Source organism: Thauera aminoaromatica S2 (assembly GCF_000310185.1).
GTDB lineage: Bacteria > Pseudomonadota > Gammaproteobacteria > Burkholderiales > Rhodocyclaceae > Thauera > Thauera aminoaromatica.
Genome location: NZ_AMXD01000026.1, coordinates 1 through 18379, shown reverse-complemented (window position 1 = coordinate 18379; position 18379 = coordinate 1). Strand labels below are relative to the sequence as shown.

The following is an 18379-nucleotide window of genomic DNA, read 5'->3' as shown; positions in this document are numbered from 1 at the left end:
CTCCCATTCAGATCTTGTCCTCGAAGATGCCGTCCAGCTTGCGCCAGTCCCTGGTCGCATCGGCCTTGCCGTCGCCCCAGTCCGGGTAATGGCTCATGGTGTCGGGCACCTGCGCCGGCCACCAGCACGAGTCGGCGCAACCGTAGAGGTCGGCCTCCATCGGCTGGCACAGCGAGGCGGCGCCGCCGAAGGCGTCGATCTCCCAGCCCGGGTCGGTGGTCGCGGTGCAGCCGACCACCGTCTGCATGGCGACGACCTCCTCGATCGCCTCGGGCTTGCCCTCCGCGGCGTCCAGGCGCTGCGCCTTCTTGTTGAGCGACTTCAGGTGCTTCATGCGGTCCTCCGCGGGGAAACGTGTGCGGCGAAAAAGCCGGGGTTCTCGGTGACGATGCGCGCGTAGGTCTCGATGCCGAAGTCGATCCAGTCGCGCAGCAGTTCGCAGTAGTGATAGGAAGGCGCGGCGGCATCGCCGTACTTGGCGTAGCTCTCGTGGTAGCAGCCGCCGGAACAGAGGTTGCGGATGCGGCAGGTCGCGCAGCCGGTGCCGTTGCGGTCCAGGCGGCGGCCGATGAAGGCGCCCAGGCGGGCGCGGTCGATGCCGGCATCGACGTCGCCGAAGGTGGGCAGCGCGGAGCCGGTGAAGCGATGGCAAAGGTTGAGCCCGCCCTTGCCATCGACCGCGAGCAGCCCGACCCCGGCGCCGCAGGGCAGCCGCTTCTTGTTGCCCTCGTGGAGGTCGGTCATGAGCTGGTGCAGATTGCCGAAGCCGAGGCTGCGGTTGCGCAGCGCCGCGTCGAGATAGCGCCGACCGAGCGCCTTGAGGCCGTGGAACACCTCGGCGAGCTCCTCGGCGGTGAGGTTGAAGGCCTGGATGTCGCCCGAGGTCACCGGGCCGAAGCCGACCTCGGCGAAGCCGACCTCGTGGTGCAGGTGCTCGAAGATCGGCACCACCCCGGTGATGCCGCGGGTGAGCGTGACCCGGCAGCCGACCGGGCGCGCACGGTAGCGCGCGAGCAGCAGGTCGACCTTGCGCCGCACCACGTCGTAGGTACCCTCGCCGCCGAAGCTGCGCCTGTTGCGGTCATGCACCGCGGGCGGCCCGTCCATCGACACGGTGACCCCCACGCGGTGGGCGTCCAGCCAGTCGATGATCTCGGCGGTGAGCAGGGTGGCGTTGGTGGTGAGGGTGAAATCCACGCGCGCGCCGACCTCGGCGAAGCGGCGCTCGGCGAAGTCGACCACCGCGCGGATCAGGCCCATGTTCGACAGGGGCTCGCCGCCGAAGAAGACGAGGGTGTATTTCGGCTTGCCGGGCGACTCGACGAGCATCATCTCGATCGCCTTCGTCGCCGTCTCCAGGCTCATGCGCAGGCCCTTGGCCGGCGCGCTGAGGTCTTCCTTGTAGCAATAGGTGCAGCTCAGGTTGCAGCCCGTATTGACGTTGAGCACCAGGGTGTCGAGGGGAAAGCGCGTCGGCGGGTCCGGCGGCGGCTCGATCGGGCCGTCCTCGCCGTGCTCGGCGAGCACGTGGAGCTGGCGCAGCTCGTCCACCGTCTCGCGCAGGGCGAGCGCATCGTGGCGGCCACCGAGGCGATCGGCCAGGGTCGCGGTCTCGAGCGTGGCCTGCTCGTCGAACAGCGCCAGCACGTCGCGCGCGGCGCCATCGAGCTCGAACAGGCTGCTGCTCGGCACATGGAACAGCAGCTGCCGGCCCGCGCTGTCGACGCGGTGCAGGTTGGGCCGGATCAGGGTCAGGGTCGTCATCGGATCCGCCCCGCGCTCAATCGAGCGCACGCTGAACGAAGTCGGGCACCGCGACGTCGAGCTTGCCGCGCCCCTCGACCGTCGCGCCCGCGGCCTCGACCGTGGCGACCACATTCACCCGGCCGGTGTTGCCGAGCGACTTCGGCCGCGCCGGGTTCGGTCCCGCATCGCCCGGGACGAACACGCCGTCGGCACCGATATGGCCGACGAAGTCCGCATCGTGTGCCTTCTCGGCCTCCTCGTCGGCGGCCTCGATCGACCAGCGTGCAGGCAGGTAACCGAGGCGCAGGTCGTCGGCGGTACCCGCCTTGCCGTCGCGCCCCGCCGCCCAGCCGATGGCGCGGTAGGCGACGCCCACCTTCTGCATCTGCGCATCGCCCGGCCCGCCCACGCGCGCGATCGCGTTGGCCGGCTCGACCTCGACGCGCGCCACCCGCCCATAAACTGCGAGCAGCCCCTTGCCGCGCGCGCTGCCCACCGCCACGTCGTTCAGCCCGTCACGGCCCTCGGCACGCGCACGCACCACCACGCGGTCGGGGCTGCGCGAGACCACCTCGAGCACGCGCACGCCCTTGCCGAGCGACACCGCCCCCGCCAGCCCGCTGCCGACCACGGTCAGCTCGGCGGTCTCGCCGCGGCGCAGCTGCGCGGGCATCACCGCCATCACCATCGGCGCGGCACCCTCGCGCAGCGCGCTCAGCGCCCCGCCCATGCGGCGCGAATCGGCAAAGTGCTGGCGCCCATGCATGCGCTCGCCGCGCGCATCGGCCGCCATCACCTGGCGCAGCGCGACGCCGTCGATGTCGACGCTGCCCCGCCACTCGTAGCCGGTGTACACCGTGGCCACGCCACGCCCCGAGAGCAGGGCCCCGTCGGCGTAGCGGCCCTCGATCGCCAGTTCGTAGCGGTCCTCGCCGGCCGCGCTCGCGCGCATCCGTCCCTCGAACGCGCCCTTGCCGGGCAGGAAGCCGGCGATCCGCCAGCTGCCGTCCAGCGCCGTGCGCGGCGCGGCCTGCCACGCCTTCCATGCGCGCGCATCGAGCGCGAAGTCGCGCGCCAGCGCGGGGGCGACCTCGTTCACCGCGAGCGGGAACCACTGCCGGTCGCGTGCCAGCGAGTGGAACTCGAGCGTCGGGTTGAGGCCGATGTGCGTGTGCATCAGCAGCTTCCACTCGTCCTCGCTGCGCCGCTGCAGCGCGAAGCGGGCGCCGGAGTGGCAGCGCGCGCACATGTCGCGGTAGCGCCCGTCGATGGTCTCGACGCGGTTGTTGTCGTGCTCGAGCAGATAGCGCCAGCCCGCCGTCTCGGCCGGGGCCAGCCCGCGCGTGTCGGCCAGGTACTTGATCAGGCGGCGCTTGTCCTCGGCCGAGACCTTCGCGCCGTGCTGTTCCTGCATCCGGGTGATCGTCATCTGCCAGCCTTCGGGGGTCTTGCGCTGGCCCTCGACGCGGGAAATGCTGCCGCCCTGTGCGCTGTGGCAGGACAGGCAGTTCGCGGCCAGCAGCGCCGCGCCGTCCGCCGCCAGCGCCCGCTCCGGCGCGCCGACCACGGCCGCCAGGGCGAGCAGCCCCGCCGCGATCATCGACGTGATGTTCCTTTCCTTTTCCAAGGCCTTCGCTCCTCGCTCCGTTGCGCATGCGGCCCGGGCGGGTGCCGTGGCGGCCCGCCGGACTTCCGATGACGGACACGATAAGGCCGTCCGGTAAACGAACTTGGCGGCCGATGTGCCGAGTTGTGCGCGAATGTAAACGCCGCGCAACATCCCACGCACGCCCTCTCGCGACGGATTGCCGGTGACGGGGATTCGGGGGATCATCCGCGCACGACAAGCGAACGTTCGACCCCAAACGAAGGAGGATCGATGTCGAAGGAGACACCCGCGATGCCGCACATCATGGTGGTCGAGGACGACCCCGTCTCGCGCGCATTGCTCGTCGGCTATTTCGAGAAGGAAGGCTATCGCGTCTCCGCGAGCGACAATGCCGACGACCTGCTGCAGCGCGTCGAGCAGGAGCGCATCGCGCTCGTGCTGCTCGACATCCGCCTGCCCGGCAAGGACGGGCTCACGCTCACCCGCGAGCTGCGCGCCGCCTCGCGCGTCGGCATCATCCTGGTGACCGCGCGCGACGACGAGATCGACCGCATCGTCGGGCTCGAGCTCGGCGCCGACGACTACGTCACCAAGCCGTTCAACCCGCGCGAGCTGCTGGTGCGCGCGCGCAACCTGCTCTGGCGGGTGGCGCAATGCGCCGGCAGCGAGACGCGCGAGGCCGAGCAAGGCTGCTTCCGCTTCGAAGGCTGGACGCTGAACCCGCACAAGCGCCAGCTGGTCTCCCCGGACGGCCGCATCGAGCGCCTGCCCCAGGGCGAGTTCAAGCTGCTGATGGCCTTGCTGAGCCACGCCGGCCAGGTGCTGTCGCGCGACCAGCTGATGGATGCGATCCACGACCGCGAGTGGACGCCCAACGACCGCACGGTCGACGTGCTGGTCGGGCGCGTGCGCCGCAAGCTCGACGACAACCCCGCCGACCCGCGCCTGATCCTGACCGCGCACGGCGCGGGCTACCTCTTCGCCGGCGAGCTCGACTGAACCCGCGCCGGCCGCCGCGATGAACGCGCCCCCGCTGCAATACCGCCTGCTCAAGCGCCTCTACCAGGGGCGCTGCAGCACGGTGAGCCGCGTGCTGCTGCCGGGGCGCGACGCGCCGGTGATCGTCAAGCAGCTCGATCGCGGACGCTGCGCGCCCGGGGCGCCCGCACGCCTGCAGCACGAGTTCGAGCTGCTCGGCACGCTCGAGCTGGAAGGCATTCCGCAGGCGCTCGAGCAGCTCGAGTTCGAGCGCGGCCCGGCGCTGGTGTTCGCCGACCGCGAGGCGCATTCGCTGCGCCAGGCGATGCGGCCCGGCAGCCGCGAATGGCACGACTGGCTGGCGCTGATGATCCGGGTGTGCGAGCTGCTCGGCAGGCTGCACGAGGCCCGCGTCATCCACAAGCAGATCAATCCGGACCACATCCTGGTGACCCCGTCCGGCGCGCCCCTGCTGGTCGATTTCGGCATGGCGACGCGCTTCCTGCGCGAGCAGGCGGACTGGAACACGCCGCAGCTGGCGGGACATCGCCTGCCCTACCTCGCCCCCGAGCAGAGCGGGCGGATCAACCGCGAGATCGACTACCGCACCGACTACTACAGCTTCGGCGCCACCCTGTACGAGCTGCTCACCGGCCAGCCGCCCTTCGCGGGTCGCGAAGGGCTCGAACTGGTGCATTGCCACATCGCCCGCGAGCCGCGCCCGCCGCACCACATCAACCGCCTGCTCCCCGAGGCGGTCTCCGCCGTGGTCCTGAAGCTGCTCGCCAAGGACGCCTCCGAGCGCTACCAGTCGGCGCACGGCATCGTGCACGACCTGCGCGAGTGCCTGCAGCGGCGGGAACAGCCGGCGGCGCACGACTTCGTGCTCGCCAGCCGCGACGTCTCCGCGCGCTTCCAGGTGCCCAGGCGGCTCTACGGCCGCACGGCCCAGCTCGCCGAACTCGAGGGTCGGGTCGAGGCGTGCGCCGCCGGGGGGCGCGCGATCGTGCTGATCAGCGGCTACACCGGGGTCGGCAAGTCCAGCCTGGTGCACGAGTTGCGCCGTGCCGTCCTCGAGCGCCACGGCCACTTCGCCAGCGGCAAGTTCGACCAGTACCGCCGCAACCCACCCCACTCCGCGCTGCTGCAGGCGCTGCGCGAGCTCGTCCGTCAGCATCTCACCGAGCCGGGCGAACGCCTCGCGGCCCTCGGCAGCCGTCTGCGCGAGCAGCTCGGCGGCTACCTCGGCACGCTGGTGCGCCTGCTGCCCGAACTCGGCCTCGTCGTGCCCGACGCCGGCACGTCGCCGGCCGGCCAGCACCGCTTCGACGAGCAGGGCCGCCTGCATCTGTTCTCGCGCCTGATCGACGCGCTCACCGAGCCCGGACAGGCGCTCACGCTTTTCCTCGACGACCTGCAATGGGCCGACCCGGCCTCGCTCGGACTCATCGAGTCGCTCGCGACCCACGCCGGGCTGCCGCGCCTGCTGCTCGTCGGCAGCTACCGGCACAACGAGATCGGGCCGGGCCATGCGCTCGCCGGGTTCGTCGAGCACCTGCGCAGGAGCGCGCTGCCGCCGGTGGAACTGCGCCTGCAGCCGCTCGACCTCGCGCAGGTCCGCCAGCTGCTCGCCGACACCTTGCGCTGCAGCCCGATCGAATGCGCGCGCCTGGCCGAAGCCTGCCACGAGAAGACGCAGGGCAATCCGTTCTTCCTCAACCAGCTCCTCGACGCGGTGCACGAGGAAGGCCTGATCCGCTTCCACGGCCAACGCTGGGAATGGGACGAAGCGGCGATCCGCGCGCGCGCGCTCAGCACCGACGTGGTCGAGCTCATGGTCGAGCGCCTGCGCCGCCTGCCCGAACGCACGCGCGCGGTGCTGCCGCTGGCGGCCTGCATCGGCGGCACCTTCGACCTCAAGACCCTGTCCATCGTCGCCGAGGGGCGCGCGCGCCAGCTCGCGCACGACCTCGTGCCGGCGCTCGGCGAGGGCCTCGTGGTGCCGCTCGACGACGGCGACCGCCCCGAGCGCGACCGTCTCGGGCGCGCGCGCTATCGCTTCGCGCACGACCGCGTGCAACAGACGGCCTACTCGCTGCTCGCGGACGACGCGCGCGAGCAGCTCCATCTGCGCGTCGGCCGCCTGCTGCGCCAGAACCTCGACACGGGCGCGCTCGACCGCCGGGTCTTCGAGATCGCCGGCCACCTCAACCTCGCGCGCAGCGCCATCGACGACCCCGACGAACGCATCGCGCTCGCCACCCTCAACCTGTGCGCCGGGCTGCGCGCGCGCGAATCCGCCGCCTTCGAGTCGGCCCTCGACTATCTCGACAGCGGCCTCCACGCGCTGCCCGCGGACGCCTGGCGCACGCAGCACCGGCTGTGCCTCGACCTGCACCTCGCCGCCGCGGATGCGGCCAACAGCCGCGGCGACGGCGAGCGCATGCAGGCCCTGCTCGATGCCGCCCAGGAGCACGCGCACGCTCCGCTCGACCGCGTACGCTGCGAGCAGATCCGCATCCAGGCGCACGTCGCGCACAACCGCTTCGGCGCCGGGCTGGAGATCGCGCGCGACACCCTCGCGCGTCTGGGCGTACATCTTCCCGCGGCGCCCGGCCGCCTGCGCATCGCGGCAGAACTGCTGCGCACCCGCCTGCTGATCCGCCACACCGCGCCGGAGGAACTGCTGCACATGCCCGCAGCGACCGAGCCACGCGTGCTCGCCGCGCAGGCGCTGCTCGGAGGCATGTTCGGCATCGTCAAGTTCTCCAGCTCCGCCCTGCGCCCGCTGGTGATGGCGCGCCAGGTCGAGCTCGCGCTGCGCCACGGCCACACCGACGCCAGCGCCCAGGCCCTCGCCGGCTTCGGCGGCGTGCTCTGCGGCGTGCTCGGCGCGATCGACGAGGGCTACCGCGCCGGCACGCTGGCACTCGCACTGGAGGCGGCGCGCCCTTCGCGCCAGGGGCGCCAGCGCACCTTGTCGCTGTTCAACTGCTACGTGCGCCACTACCGCGAACCGCTGCAGTGCGCCCTCGACGGCCTGCGCGAGGCACACGCCGAGGCGCTCGCCTGCGGCGATCTCGAGTACGCCGCGTACAGCCTCGCCGCCGCGATCCAGTACGCGGTGCCGCTCGCCGACGATCTCGAGGCCCTCGCCCGGCGCATGCGGGGGCAGTTGGTGCAGCTCGAACAGACCGGGCAGCAGCAGTCCCTGCAATACAGCTACATGGCGCTTCAGGCGGTCACCCGGCTGTGCGAGCCGTCGGCCTCGCCCACCGCGCTCGACGGCGAGCATTACCGCGAGGCGGCGATGCTCGAGGCGCATCGGCGCGGGAACCACCTCACCGCGGTCTGCCTGCACCACTTCTACAAGGCCTTGCTCGCGCTGGTGCATGCGGACTATCCCGCCGCACTCGCCGAATGCACCCTGGGCGAAGCCCACCTGCCCTATGTCGGCGGCACCTATACCGCGACCTGGTTCCGCAGCCTGCATGCGCTCGCGCTGCTGCGCACCCTGCCGCCACCGGGCAAGGCGCGCCGGCGCGCGCTGCACACGCTGCGACGCCTGGTGCGCCACGTGCGCATGCAGGCGAGGCATGCGCCCGCCAACCACGCCCACCGCGTGGCGCTGATCGAGGCCGAACGCCTGCGCGTGCGCGTCCGCCCCGGTGCAGCGGCGGCCTACGATCGCGCCATCGCGCTCGCGGAGCAGGGCGGCTTCTGGCTCGACGCCGCGCTCGCCTGCGAGTTCGCCGCGCGCTTCCACCTCGATGCCGGCGAACGCGCGGTGGCGCGCAGCTGCTTCGACGACGCCTGCCGACGCTACCAGCGCCTCGGCGCCCACTCCCCCGTCGTCCATCTGCACGAGCAGCTCGAGGAATACGGCCTGTGGCCCCGACCGCCGGGGCTCGCGGGCGCGGGCGAAATGCAGGGCGGCCTCGACGAGACCAACCATTCCTTCGACCTCTCCTCGGTCATCGAGGCCTCGCAAGCGATTTCGGACGAGATCGTGCTCGAGCGCCTGATCGAGCGCCTGCTGCAGCTCGCGCTGACGAGCGCGGGCGCCCAGCGCGGCGCGCTCGCCTTGAGCCGCGACCGGCATCTGCGCGTCGAGGCGATCGCCGGGCTGGAAGAGGGCTCGACGCTGATGTGCAGCCTCGCCCTCGAAGCCGCGACGAGCCGCGTGCCGGTCAGCGTGCTCAACTACGTCGCCCGCACCGGCGAGGCGCTGGTGCTGGGCGACGCCCCGCGCCAGCAGATGTTCGCGCACGACCCCTACATCCGCAGCCAGGCGCCGCGCTCCTTGCTGTGCATGCCCATCCTCTACCACGGCGAGCTCACCGCCCTGCTCTACCTCGAGCACCGCCTCGGCCGCGACATCTTCGACCAGCAACGCCTGAAGACGCTGCGCATCCTCGCCGCGCAGGCGGCAATCTCGATCGAGAACGCCAAGCTCTACCTCGGCCTGCAGCAATCCGAGCAGGCCTACCGCTCGCTGTACGAGAACGCGATCGAGGGCATCTTCCGGGTCGATCCCGACGGGCGCTTCCTGTCCGCCAACCCCGCGCTGGTCCGCCTCCTCGGCCACGACAGCGCGGCAGAGTTCCTCACCGGCATCACCGACGTCAGCACGCAGTGCTTCGCCCGCGCCGAGGACCAGCGCCGCTTCCTCGGCCGCCTCAACATGGAGGAGAAGGTGGTCGGCTTCGAGACGCGCTGGCGCCGGCGCGACGGCAGCGAGGTCGAGGTCTCCATCTCGGCCCGCCGCGTGCTCGACGACGGCGGGCGGCTGCGCTGCTACGAGGGCTCGCTCACCGACATCGGCGAACGCAAGGCCAAGGAGCGCGCCGAACTCGCACGCGAGCGCGCCGAGGCCGCCAGCCGCGCCAAGAGCGACTTCCTCGCCGCGATGAGCCACGAGATCCGCACGCCGATGAACGGCATCCTCGGCATGGCGCAGCTGCTCGCGCGCTCCGGGCTGGCGCCGGGCCAGGCCGAATGGGTGGACGCGATCCGGGCCTCGGGCAGCACGCTGCTCGGGATCCTGGACGACGTGCTCGACTTCAGCAAGATCGAGGCCGGGCAGCTCACGCTCGAGTCCGCGCCCTTCTCGCCGGCCGAGGCGCTCGCCGCCCTGCGTCCGATGCTGGCGACGATGAGCGCACAGAAAGGGCTAGTGCTGCGCCTGGAGATCGATCCGGCGCTCCCCGGAGGGGTGCTCGGCGACCGTCGCGCACTGCACCAGATCGTGCTCAACCTGGCCGGCAACGCGGTGAAGTTCACCGCGCGCGGCTTCGTCGCGGTGCGCGCGCGGTGCCTGTCGGCGCGCGCGGGGCGCTGCCGCCTGGGCCTGGAGATCGAGGACAGCGGCATCGGCATCGCCGAGGAGGCGCAGCGCCGCATCTTCACCGAATTCACCCAGGCCGACGGTTCGATCACCCGCCGCTTCGGCGGCACCGGCCTGGGGCTGGCGATCTGTCGGCGCCTCGTCGACCTGCAGGGTGGAAGCCTGGGCGTGCGCAGCCGCCCGGGAGAGGGCAGCACCTTCGCCTGCGAACTGGAATACCCCCTCGCAACCCCGGCGCCACGGGCATCGCCGCGTCCACACGCTGCCATCGGCGAGGCGCGCCTGCACGTGCTGGTGGTCGAGGACGTGGAACTGAACCGCTGCATCGCCGGCACGCTGCTCGAGGACGAGGGCCACACCGTGCGCTTCGCGGCCGACGGCTACGGCGCGCTCGAGCTGCACGAGCGCGAGGATTTCGACACGATCCTGCTCGACATCCACCTTCCCGACCTCGACGGCATGGAGGTCGCACGCCGCATCCGCCGCCACCCCGACGCGCGCAAGGCGCGCGCGCGCATCGTCGCGCTCACCGCTTCGATCACCACCGACGAGGTGGCGCGTTACCGCGCGGCCGGCGTGGACGCGGTCGTCGGCAAGCCCTTCGACTTCGACGAGCTGATCCGCAGCCTGCGCGAGCCCCCCGTACCGCCCGCCGCGGCACCGGGGAGCGCCCTGATGGACACGCGCCTGCTCGCCACCCATTTCGCCCGCCTCGGCGACGAGCGCGTGCGGCCGATGATGGACATGCTCGCCACCCAGGGCCGCGCCGGGCTCGCCGAGTTCGCCGCGAGCGCCGACCCCGCGACCCAACGCGAGCGCCTGCACCGGCTCGTCGGCATGGCCGCGAACCTGGGCCTCGCCGCCTTCGCCACGCGTTGCCGGGAGCTCGAGGCGACGCCCCTCCCGGCCGACCTGCGCGCACAGGCCGGCGCGCTGCGGACGCTGTTCGAGGACAGCATCGCGGCGCTGCACGCGTTCGACCCCCGGGACGCGCAAGCTGCGCTCGAAGCCGCGGCGCGCTGAGGCCGCCCGCCTCGCGCCGCGCACGCTACAACTGCGCACAATTCCGCACAAATCGTGAAAAGCTGGTTTACAGCGCCGGGCTAGTCTTCCCATCGACGCAGGCAGGGCCGCGGCAGCCGACCCGCGAGCCCGTCACCACGCCTTCCAACTCCTGCCAGGATCCGATCCATGAACAAGACGCCCTCCCTCGTCATCGGCGGCCGCAAGGTCGCCGGCGACCGCGGCACCCTGCCGGTCATCGACCCCGCGCTCGGCGAGGCCTTCGCCGAGTGCCCGAACGCCTCCCCCGCGCAGCTTGACGAGGCGGTGGCGGCGGCCGCGCGCGCGTTCGAGCAGTGGCAGCACAGCTCCTGCGCGGAACGCCGCGCCCTGCTCGAAGCGATCGCCGCGCGCATCGAACAGAACGCGCCCGAGCTCGCCGAGATCATCGTCCGCGAGCAGGGCAAGCCGCTCGCGCTCGCGCACATGGAGGTCGGCGGCGCGGTCGCATGGACGCGCGCCACCGCCGCGCTCGAGCTGCCGGTCGAGGTGATCGAGGACCGCCCGGGCAAGCGCATCGAGCTGCACCGCAGGCCGCTCGGCGTGGTGGGATCGATCACGCCGTGGAACTGGCCGCTGATGATCGCGGTGTGGCACATCATGCCCGCGCTGCGCGCCGGCAACGCGGTGGTGATCAAGCCCTCGGAGCTGACCCCGCTCAACACCCTGCGCCTGGTCGAGCTGATCGACGAGGTGGCGCCGCCCGGGCTGGTGAATGCGGTGGCCGGCGGCGCAGCGCTCGGGCGCGGGATCTCGGGCCACCCCGGCATCCACAAGATCGTGTTCACCGGCTCGACGCGCACCGGCCAGGACATCATGCGCAACGCCGCCGACACGCTGAAGCGGCTCACACTGGAACTGGGCGGCAATGACGCCGGCATCGTGCTGCCGGGCACCGACATCGGCGCGATCGCCGAGGGGGTGTTCGGCAGCGCCTTCCTCAACATGGGACAGACCTGCGCCGCGCTCAAGCGCCTCTATGTGCACGAGTCCCAGTACGAGGACATGTGCCGGCACCTGGTCGCCATCGCCGCGCGGCAGAAGCTCGGCAGCGGCCTGGACGAGGGCACGAGCTTCGGGCCGATCCAGAACCGCGACCAGTTCGAGCGCGTATGCGAGCTCGTCGAGGATGCACGCGCCGCCGGCGCCCGCATCCTGTGCGGCGGCGAGCCGCTGCCCGGCAAGGGCTACTTCTACCCGCCGACCATCGTCGCCGACATCGCCGACGGCACCCGGCTGGTCGACGAGGAGCAGTTCGGCCCGGTGCTGCCGGTGATCCGCTACCGCGACGTGGACGAGGCGCTGCGGCTCGCCAACGCCAGCACCAACGGTCTCGGCGGCTCGGTGTGGTCGGGCGACCTGGAGGCCGCGCGCGCGCTGGCGAACCGCCTCGAGTGCGGCACGGTGTGGATCAACGGCCATGCCGAGGTATTGCCGCACTGCCCCTTTGGCGGCTGCAAGATGTCGGGCTTCGGCGTCGAGTTCGGCCTCGAGGGGCTGCTCGAATACACCCGCCCGCAGCTCTTCAACATCAACCTCCCCGCCGCCTGAATGTCCGCACCGCTCGGCTTCCTGCGCCGCCCGTCCGCGCCGGCAAGTGCGAGCGTTGCTGCGAGCACGGCGTCGCCTCCGTCCCTGGCTGCGCTGCCGGCGACCGGGGTGGCGATCGCGGTGGCGATGGTGCGACCGCGCGCACTGGAGCGCCTGGGTGCGGACACGCCCGCACGCGCGGCATTCTGGTCCGCCACCCTGCACGACGAGGCGCTCGCGGCCTGGCTGGCACCGCTGCGCCCGACGCGGCTGCACGTCGGCAGCGAATTCTGCGAGCGCCTGCTGCCCGAGCCCGCGCAGCTCGCGCGCACGCTCGCCGAGGCGTCCGTGGCCGGGCTGGAGGTCTGCCTGCGCACGCCGGTGGCCTCGCCCGAGGTCCTGCGCGCCCTCGATGCGCTCTTCGCCCTGCTGCCGCCGGGCGCGGAGGTGGTGGTCAACGACTGGGGGGTGGCGCTGCGCCTGCGCGAGCGCCATCCGCTGCTGCAGGCCGTCGCCGGCCGCATCCTGTGCCGCATGCTCAAGGACCCGCGCCTCGGCAACCCGCAGTACGCACCGCCCGCCGCGCACGGCTTCGCCTCGCCCTGGACCCGGCGCCTGCTCGCCCGCCTGGGGATCGCACGCGTCGAGATCGACCTGCCGCTCTTCGCGTCCGCCGACAGCTTCGCGGGCGTGCCGCTGCCGCTCGGGGTGCACCTGCCCTTCGCCTTCGTCGCCAAGGGACGCATGTGCCGCACCGCAGGTCTCGCGCGCGAGGGCCCGGAGCGGTTCGCGGCGCGGCCCTTCTGCCACCACGAATGCCTCGGACTCGCCGCCCGCACCGAGCGCACACGCGACGGTACACACGACGCCTGGGAGACCCTGCACGTGGGCAACACCGTGTTCTGCCGCCACTCCGCCGCCAACCTCGCCACGCTCGCCAGCGCTGTCGCGGCGGGCCGGGTGGCGCGCCTGATCGTGCCCGGCGAGACCTTGTGAGGAAACGCGCATGAAGATCGTCGCCCCCATCCGGCAACTCGACGAGATCGCCGCGCTGGCGCGCGCCGGGGCGGACGAACTCTATTGCGGGGTGACGCCGCGCGAGTGGGCCGAGCGCTTCGGTGGCGCCAGCGCCAACCGCCGTCCCGGCGGCAACCTCCCCTCGCTGGCCGCGCTCGCCGAGGCGGTGGCGCTCGCCCACCGCAATGGCGTACAGCTCTCCCTGGTGCTCAACGCACAGCAGTATTCGGTCGAACAGATCGAGTTCGCGCTCGCGATCGCGCACCGCTACGTCGACATGGGGGGCGATGCGGTGATCGCGAGCGACCCCGGCCTGCTCCTGGCGCTGGCCGAAGCCGAGCCGGAGCTGCGCATCCACGTCAGCTCGGTGGCCACCTGCCGCAATGCCGACGGCGCCCGCCTCTACCGCGAGCTCGGCGCGCGCCGGCTGATCCTGCCGCGCGACATCACCCTCGACGAGGCCGCGGAGATCGCCGCCGCAGTGCCCGACCTGGAGATCGAGGCCTTCGTGCTCAACGACGGCTGCGTCTACGAGGAAGGCAGCTGCAACACCCTGCACCTCCCGGGCGCGCTCGGCGGGCCGATCTGCCTGGACCGCTACGCCTACGCGCACCGCCACCGCGACGGCCGGCCGCTCTCGGCCGCGCTCGCGGCCCGCCTGCAGGAGAACGACGAGGCCTATCGGCGCTGGCTGTGGTACCGCTTCTCCTGCGGCTTCACCACCACCGCCGACGGCCTGCCCTTCGGCCCCTGCGGCCTGTGCGCGATCCCGGCGTTCGGGCGCGGCGGCATCCACGCGCTCAAGATCGCCGGCCGCGAGGGTCCGCCCGAGCGCAAGCTCGCCAGCGTGCGCATGGTCCGGCGGATCCTCGACGCCCACGACAACGGCGAAGCCCCCGCGGCGGTGATGGCCCGTGCGCGCAACCTGCGGCCTGCGCACGAACACTGCGCGACCGGCTTCATGTGCTACTACCCGGAGGTCGTCTCCCGCGCATCCGAAGCGGCGCAGCCGCTGTGCGACGGTCGCGCAGCAGGTGCTCAGTAGATCGGCTCCACGAGCAGGCGGTCGTCCACATAGTTCTGCAGCAGGTTGTTGATCGCGAACAGCGTCCCGGTCGAGGACGACGGACAACCTCCGCAGGCGCCCTTGTAGCGCACCGTCAGGGTGAATTCCTTGAGCTTGACCACGTCGAGGCCGCCGCCGTCCTGGTCGAGGAAGGGCCGGATGTGCTCGTCGAGGATCTGGTTGATGCGCATCAGCAGTTCGGCATCGTCGGCCTCGACCTCCACCGGCTCCTCGGCCACGGCCTCGCCTGCGCCGATCGCGGCGCCCGCCGCCCCACCCGGTCCTGCCGGGTTGGCGATGCCGATGACGCGGCGCGCCTTGTGCCCCTCGATCAGCTCGGTGACCGCGGGCTCGATCGCCGACCAGGGCGTGCCCGGGTCGCGGGTGATGGTGATGAAGCCGCCGGTGCAATAGATGTCGACGACGCCGGGCACCGCCAGCAGGCTCTCGCCCAGGGTGTCGCCGACGACCGCGACACCGGCGCTGAAATGACGCGGCGCGCCCGTATACAGCGGCGCATCGAGCATGAACTTGTTCGCCAGCGGGTTGGGCGTGGACATGACGGCGGTGACATTGGGCATGGCGGACTCCTCCGGCTTGGTAGGGCTGTGCTGCGACTGGGGGAAGCGATCCGTGAGCACCAGGACAAGGCGGAGTGCGGGACGGATTGCGACACTGCGGAACGAATTCTACTTGTCGTTAACGTCAACGTCAATTAAGATGAACTTGCATGCCACTCGAACCGCTTGCAGGAACCTGATCCCGACATGAAGGAATATCTGCTGCTACTGCTCGGCACGGCCCTGGTGAACAACGTGATCCTGGTCCGCTTCCTCGGCCTGTGCCCCTTCCTCGGGGTCTCGGGAAAGCTCGAGACCGCGCTCGGCATGGGGCTCGCCACCACCTTCGTGCTCACCCTCACCTCGGGCGCGGCGTGGGTGGTCGAGCACGCCCTGCTGCAGCCGCTCGACATGCTGCACCTGCGCATCCTGACCTACATCCTGGTGATCGCCGCGGTGGTGCAGTTCACCGAGATGGCGATCCAGAAGGCCAGTCCGGTGCTGCACCACACCCTGGGCATCTACCTGCCGCTGATCACCACCAACTGCGCGGTGCTCGGCACGGCGCTGCTCAACACCCAGCAGGGCAACGGCCTGGTCGCAAGCATGCTCTATGGCGCCGGCTCGGCGCTCGGCTTCACGCTGGTGATCCTCCTCTTCGCCGGCCTGCGCGAGCGCATCGCGCTCGCGAACGTGCCCGCCGCCTTCGCCGGCGCGCCGATCGCGCTGATCACCGCCGGCCTGCTGTCGCTGGCCTTCATGGGTTTCGCCGGCCTGCCGGTGCGCTGAAACCTCCCCACGAACGCGCAAGGAGCACGACGATGACGATGATTCTCTCGGTAGTGGCGGTCGCCGCCCTGGGCCTCGCCCTGGGCTGGCTGCTCGGTCTCGCCTCGCAGTGGCTGGGAGCGACCACCGACCCGGTGGTGGAGCGCATCGCCGAGGCCCTCCCCGGTTCGCAGTGCGGCCAGTGCGGCTTCGCCGGCTGCGCACAGGCGGCCGCCGCGGTGGCCGCGGGCGACGCGCCGGTCACGCTGTGCCCCCCGGGCGGGCGTGCGGTCGCCGAGAAGCTGGCGCAGATCCTCGGCGCCACCTTCGACCCGGGCAACCTGCCCGACCGCGGCCCGCTGCTGGCGCGCGTGCGCACCGACGCCTGCATCGGCTGCTCGCGCTGCATCAAGTCCTGCCCGACCGACGCCATCCTGGGTGCGACCAAGCAGCTCCACGTGGTCCTCGAAGAGGCCTGCATCGGCTGTGGCGCCTGCGCCGAGGTCTGCCCCACCGGCGGCATCGATCTCGAGGGCATCCCGGTCACCCTGCGCAACTGGCGCTGGCACAAGCCGGGCGTGGGACACGCCTGAACGCCCGCCGCAAGCACACCGGAACCCCACGCACCATGAAGATCTTCCGCTTCCGCGGCGGCATCCATCCCGAAGGGAACAAGGACCCCACCGCCTGCCATCCGATCGCCCGCCTGCCGCTGCCGCAGCGCCTGTACATCCCGCTGCAGCAGCACATCGGCGAACCGGCCGCACCCGAGGTCGAGGTCGGCGACCACGTCCTCAAGGGCCAGCGCCTCGCCCGCCACCAGGGTTCGGTTTCGGCGCCGGTGCATGCGCCCACGTCGGGCAGGGTGATCGCGATCGGCGACCACATGGCGCCGCACCCCTCCGGCCTGCCGGTGCAGACGATCACGCTCGAGCCCGATGGCGAGGAGCGCTGGATCGAGACCGAGCCGGCGGTCGACCCCTTCGCGCTCACCCGTGCCGAGGTCTCCGCGCGCGTGCGCGACGCGGGCATCGTGGGCTTGGGCGGCGCGGCCTTCCCGGCCGCGGTCAAGCTGGACGCCGGCAACCGCCACCCGATCGACACGCTGATCCTCAACGGCGGCGAGTGCGAGCCCTATCTGACCTGCGACGACCGCCTGATGCGCGAGGGCGCCGGCTACGTGGTCGAGGGTGTGCGCCTGATCGCCAACGGCCTGGGCGCGAAACGCACCGTGATCGCGATCGAGGACAACAAGCCCGAGGCGCTCGAGGCGATGCGCGCGGCCGCCGCGGCCCATCCCGGCATCCACGTGCTGCGCGTGCCCTCGCGCTACCCGATGGGCTCCGAGAAGCAGCTCGTCACCACCGTGACGGGGCGCGAGATCCCCGCCGGCAAGCTCTCCGCCGAGATCGGCGTCAGCGTGCACAACGTCGGCACCGCGCTCGCGGTGTGCCGCGCGGTGCGCTTCGGCAAGCCGCTGGTGTCGCGCGTGGTCACCGTGGGCGGCGGCGCGATCCGCAACCCGCGCAACGTGGTGGTGCCGATCGGCACGCCGGCCGGGGACCTCATCGACTTCTGCGGCGGCTTCACCGAGCCCCCCACCCGCGTGCTGATGGGCGGGCCGATGATGGGCCAGGTCCTGCCCGGTCTGGAGGCGCCGGTGGTCAAGGGCACCAGCGGCATCATCGCGCTCACCGCCGCCGAGGCGCATGCGGCGAGCGAACGTGCCTGCCTGCATTGCGGGCGCTGCGTGGATGTCTGCCCGGTCGGCCTGGTGCCGCTCGAGCTCGCCGCGCGCGTGCGTGCCGGGCGTATCGACGACGCCGCCGAGCTCGGCATGGGCGACTGCCTGTCCTGCGGCTGCTGTGCCTACGTGTGCCCGGCCCACCTGCCGCTGGCCCACCTGTTCAACTATGCCAAGGGCGAGATCGCCGCCCGCCGCGAAGCCCAGCGCAAGGCCGAGGAGACCCGCAAGCTGGCCGAGGCGCGCCGGCTGCGGCTGGCCGCCGAAGCCGCCGCCAAGGCCGCGCGCCGGCCCGCCCGTCCGGCCGAGACGGTGGAGACCGAATCATGACGAGCTGGACCCCGAACCGCTCCCCGGTGGCGGCGCCCCACGTGCATGGGCGCAGCAATATTCCGCAGGTCATGCGCACGGTCCTGCTCGCCCTGCTGCCGGCGACCGCGACCGGCGTGTTCCTGTTCGGCTGGCCGGCGCTCGCCACCGTGCTGCTGGCGATAGCCGGCTGCGTGGCGGCCGAGGCGGCGGCCCTGGCGATCGGCAAGCGCCCGCTGCGCCACACGCTCGCCGACGGTTCGGCCGTGGTGACCGGGCTGATCCTCGCGCTCTGCCTGCCGCCGTGGGCACCGTGGTGGCTGCCCCTGCTGGGCGGCGCGTTCGCGATCGTGGTCGGCAAGCAGGTGTTCGGCGGCCTCGGCCAGAACGTGCTCAACCCGGCGATGCTGGCGCGGGTCGCGCTGCTGGTGTCCTTCCCGCTCGAGATGACCGCCTGGGTGGCGCCGCAGCCGCTGTTCTCGCCCACGGCGCCCGGCCTGCTGGACGGCCTCGCGATCACCTTCGGCGGTGGCGCGGTGCCGGACGCCATGAGCGCGGCGACCGCGCTCGCCCCGCTCAAGCACGGCGGCGACTTCGCCGCCGGCGAGGCGCTGCTCGCGCTCGCGCTCGGCACGGTGCCGGG

Annotated in this window: 13 protein-coding genes; 9 read left to right on the top strand and 4 right to left on the bottom strand. The window is 72.1% G+C overall.

Annotation, left to right across the window (positions count from 1 at the left end):
* Window positions 1-7: 7 nt before the first annotated feature.
* Genes qhpC through peaA form a run of 3 tightly spaced genes read right to left on the bottom strand, consistent with a single transcriptional unit; the run spans window position 8 to window position 3373 of the window.
* Complete coding sequence (gene qhpC, locus C665_RS06325; protein ID WP_004303198.1) at window positions 8-334, bottom strand: quinohemoprotein amine dehydrogenase subunit gamma; 327 nt, start codon at window positions 332-334, stop codon at window positions 8-10.
* Window positions 331-1764 (bottom strand): quinohemoprotein amine dehydrogenase maturation protein, encoded by a 1434-nt coding sequence (gene peaB / locus C665_RS06320; protein ID WP_004303196.1) that lies wholly within the window; start codon window positions 1762-1764, stop codon window positions 331-333. The genes qhpC and peaB overlap by 4 nt, the downstream gene beginning before the upstream one ends.
* 16 nt (window positions 1765-1780) lie before the next feature.
* Window positions 1781-3373, bottom strand: coding sequence for a quinohemoprotein amine dehydrogenase subunit alpha (peaA, locus tag C665_RS06315; RefSeq protein ID WP_012585770.1), 1593 nt, complete (start codon window positions 3371-3373; stop codon window positions 1781-1783).
* A gap of 252 nt (window positions 3374-3625) precedes the next feature.
* On the opposite strand from peaA, the gene torR reads away from it, so the two are divergent.
* From torR to C665_RS06290, 5 genes are all read left to right on the top strand, one after another.
* On the top strand, window positions 3626-4354 hold the full coding sequence (torR, locus tag C665_RS06310; protein WP_004303192.1) for a two-component system response regulator TorR: 729 nt from the start codon (window positions 3626-3628) through the stop codon (window positions 4352-4354).
* 19 nt (window positions 4355-4373) lie between these two features.
* On the top strand, window positions 4374-10703 hold the full coding sequence (locus C665_RS06305) for an AAA family ATPase (RefSeq protein WP_004303190.1): 6330 nt from the start codon (window positions 4374-4376) through the stop codon (window positions 10701-10703).
* A gap of 168 nt (window positions 10704-10871) precedes the next feature.
* Window positions 10872-12293, top strand: coding sequence for an aldehyde dehydrogenase family protein (locus C665_RS06300; RefSeq protein WP_004303188.1), 1422 nt, complete (start codon window positions 10872-10874; stop codon window positions 12291-12293).
* Window positions 12294-13268, top strand: a complete 975-nt coding sequence (locus tag C665_RS06295) for a hypothetical protein (protein ID WP_083854686.1) — start codon at window positions 12294-12296, stop codon at window positions 13266-13268. It abuts the gene before it with no gap.
* A gap of 10 nt (window positions 13269-13278) precedes the next feature.
* The gene (locus C665_RS06290) at window positions 13279-14334 is read left to right on the top strand and encodes a U32 family peptidase (RefSeq protein ID WP_004303184.1); all 1056 of its coding nucleotides are present in this window, start codon (window positions 13279-13281) and stop codon (window positions 14332-14334) included.
* Here C665_RS06290 and C665_RS06285 read toward each other — a convergent pair.
* On the bottom strand, window positions 14328-14936 hold the full coding sequence (locus C665_RS06285) for a NifU family protein (RefSeq protein ID WP_004303183.1): 609 nt from the start codon (window positions 14934-14936) through the stop codon (window positions 14328-14330). The two genes, C665_RS06290 and C665_RS06285, sit on opposite strands and share 7 nt — an antisense overlap.
* 186 nt (window positions 14937-15122) lie before the next feature.
* On the opposite strand from C665_RS06285, the gene rsxA reads away from it, so the two are divergent.
* The 4 genes from rsxA to C665_RS06265 all read left to right on the top strand — a co-directional run.
* Window positions 15123-15704 carry an electron transport complex subunit RsxA gene (gene rsxA, locus C665_RS06280; RefSeq protein WP_004303181.1) on the top strand — a complete coding sequence of 194 codons (582 nt, stop codon included), beginning with the start codon at window positions 15123-15125 and terminating at the stop codon, window positions 15702-15704.
* A 32-nt stretch (window positions 15705-15736) separates the two neighbouring features.
* Window positions 15737-16276: an RnfABCDGE type electron transport complex subunit B gene (locus C665_RS06275; RefSeq protein ID WP_004303179.1), complete on the top strand. Its 540-nt coding sequence runs from the start codon at window positions 15737-15739 to the stop codon at window positions 16274-16276.
* A gap of 35 nt (window positions 16277-16311) precedes the next feature.
* Window positions 16312-17757: an electron transport complex subunit RsxC gene (gene rsxC, locus C665_RS06270; RefSeq protein ID WP_004303177.1), complete on the top strand. Its 1446-nt coding sequence runs from the start codon at window positions 16312-16314 to the stop codon at window positions 17755-17757.
* The coding region (locus C665_RS06265) for an RnfABCDGE type electron transport complex subunit D (protein ID WP_004303175.1) at window positions 17754-18379 on the top strand (626 nt) is incomplete at its 3' end. The genes rsxC and C665_RS06265, both read left to right, overlap by 4 nt.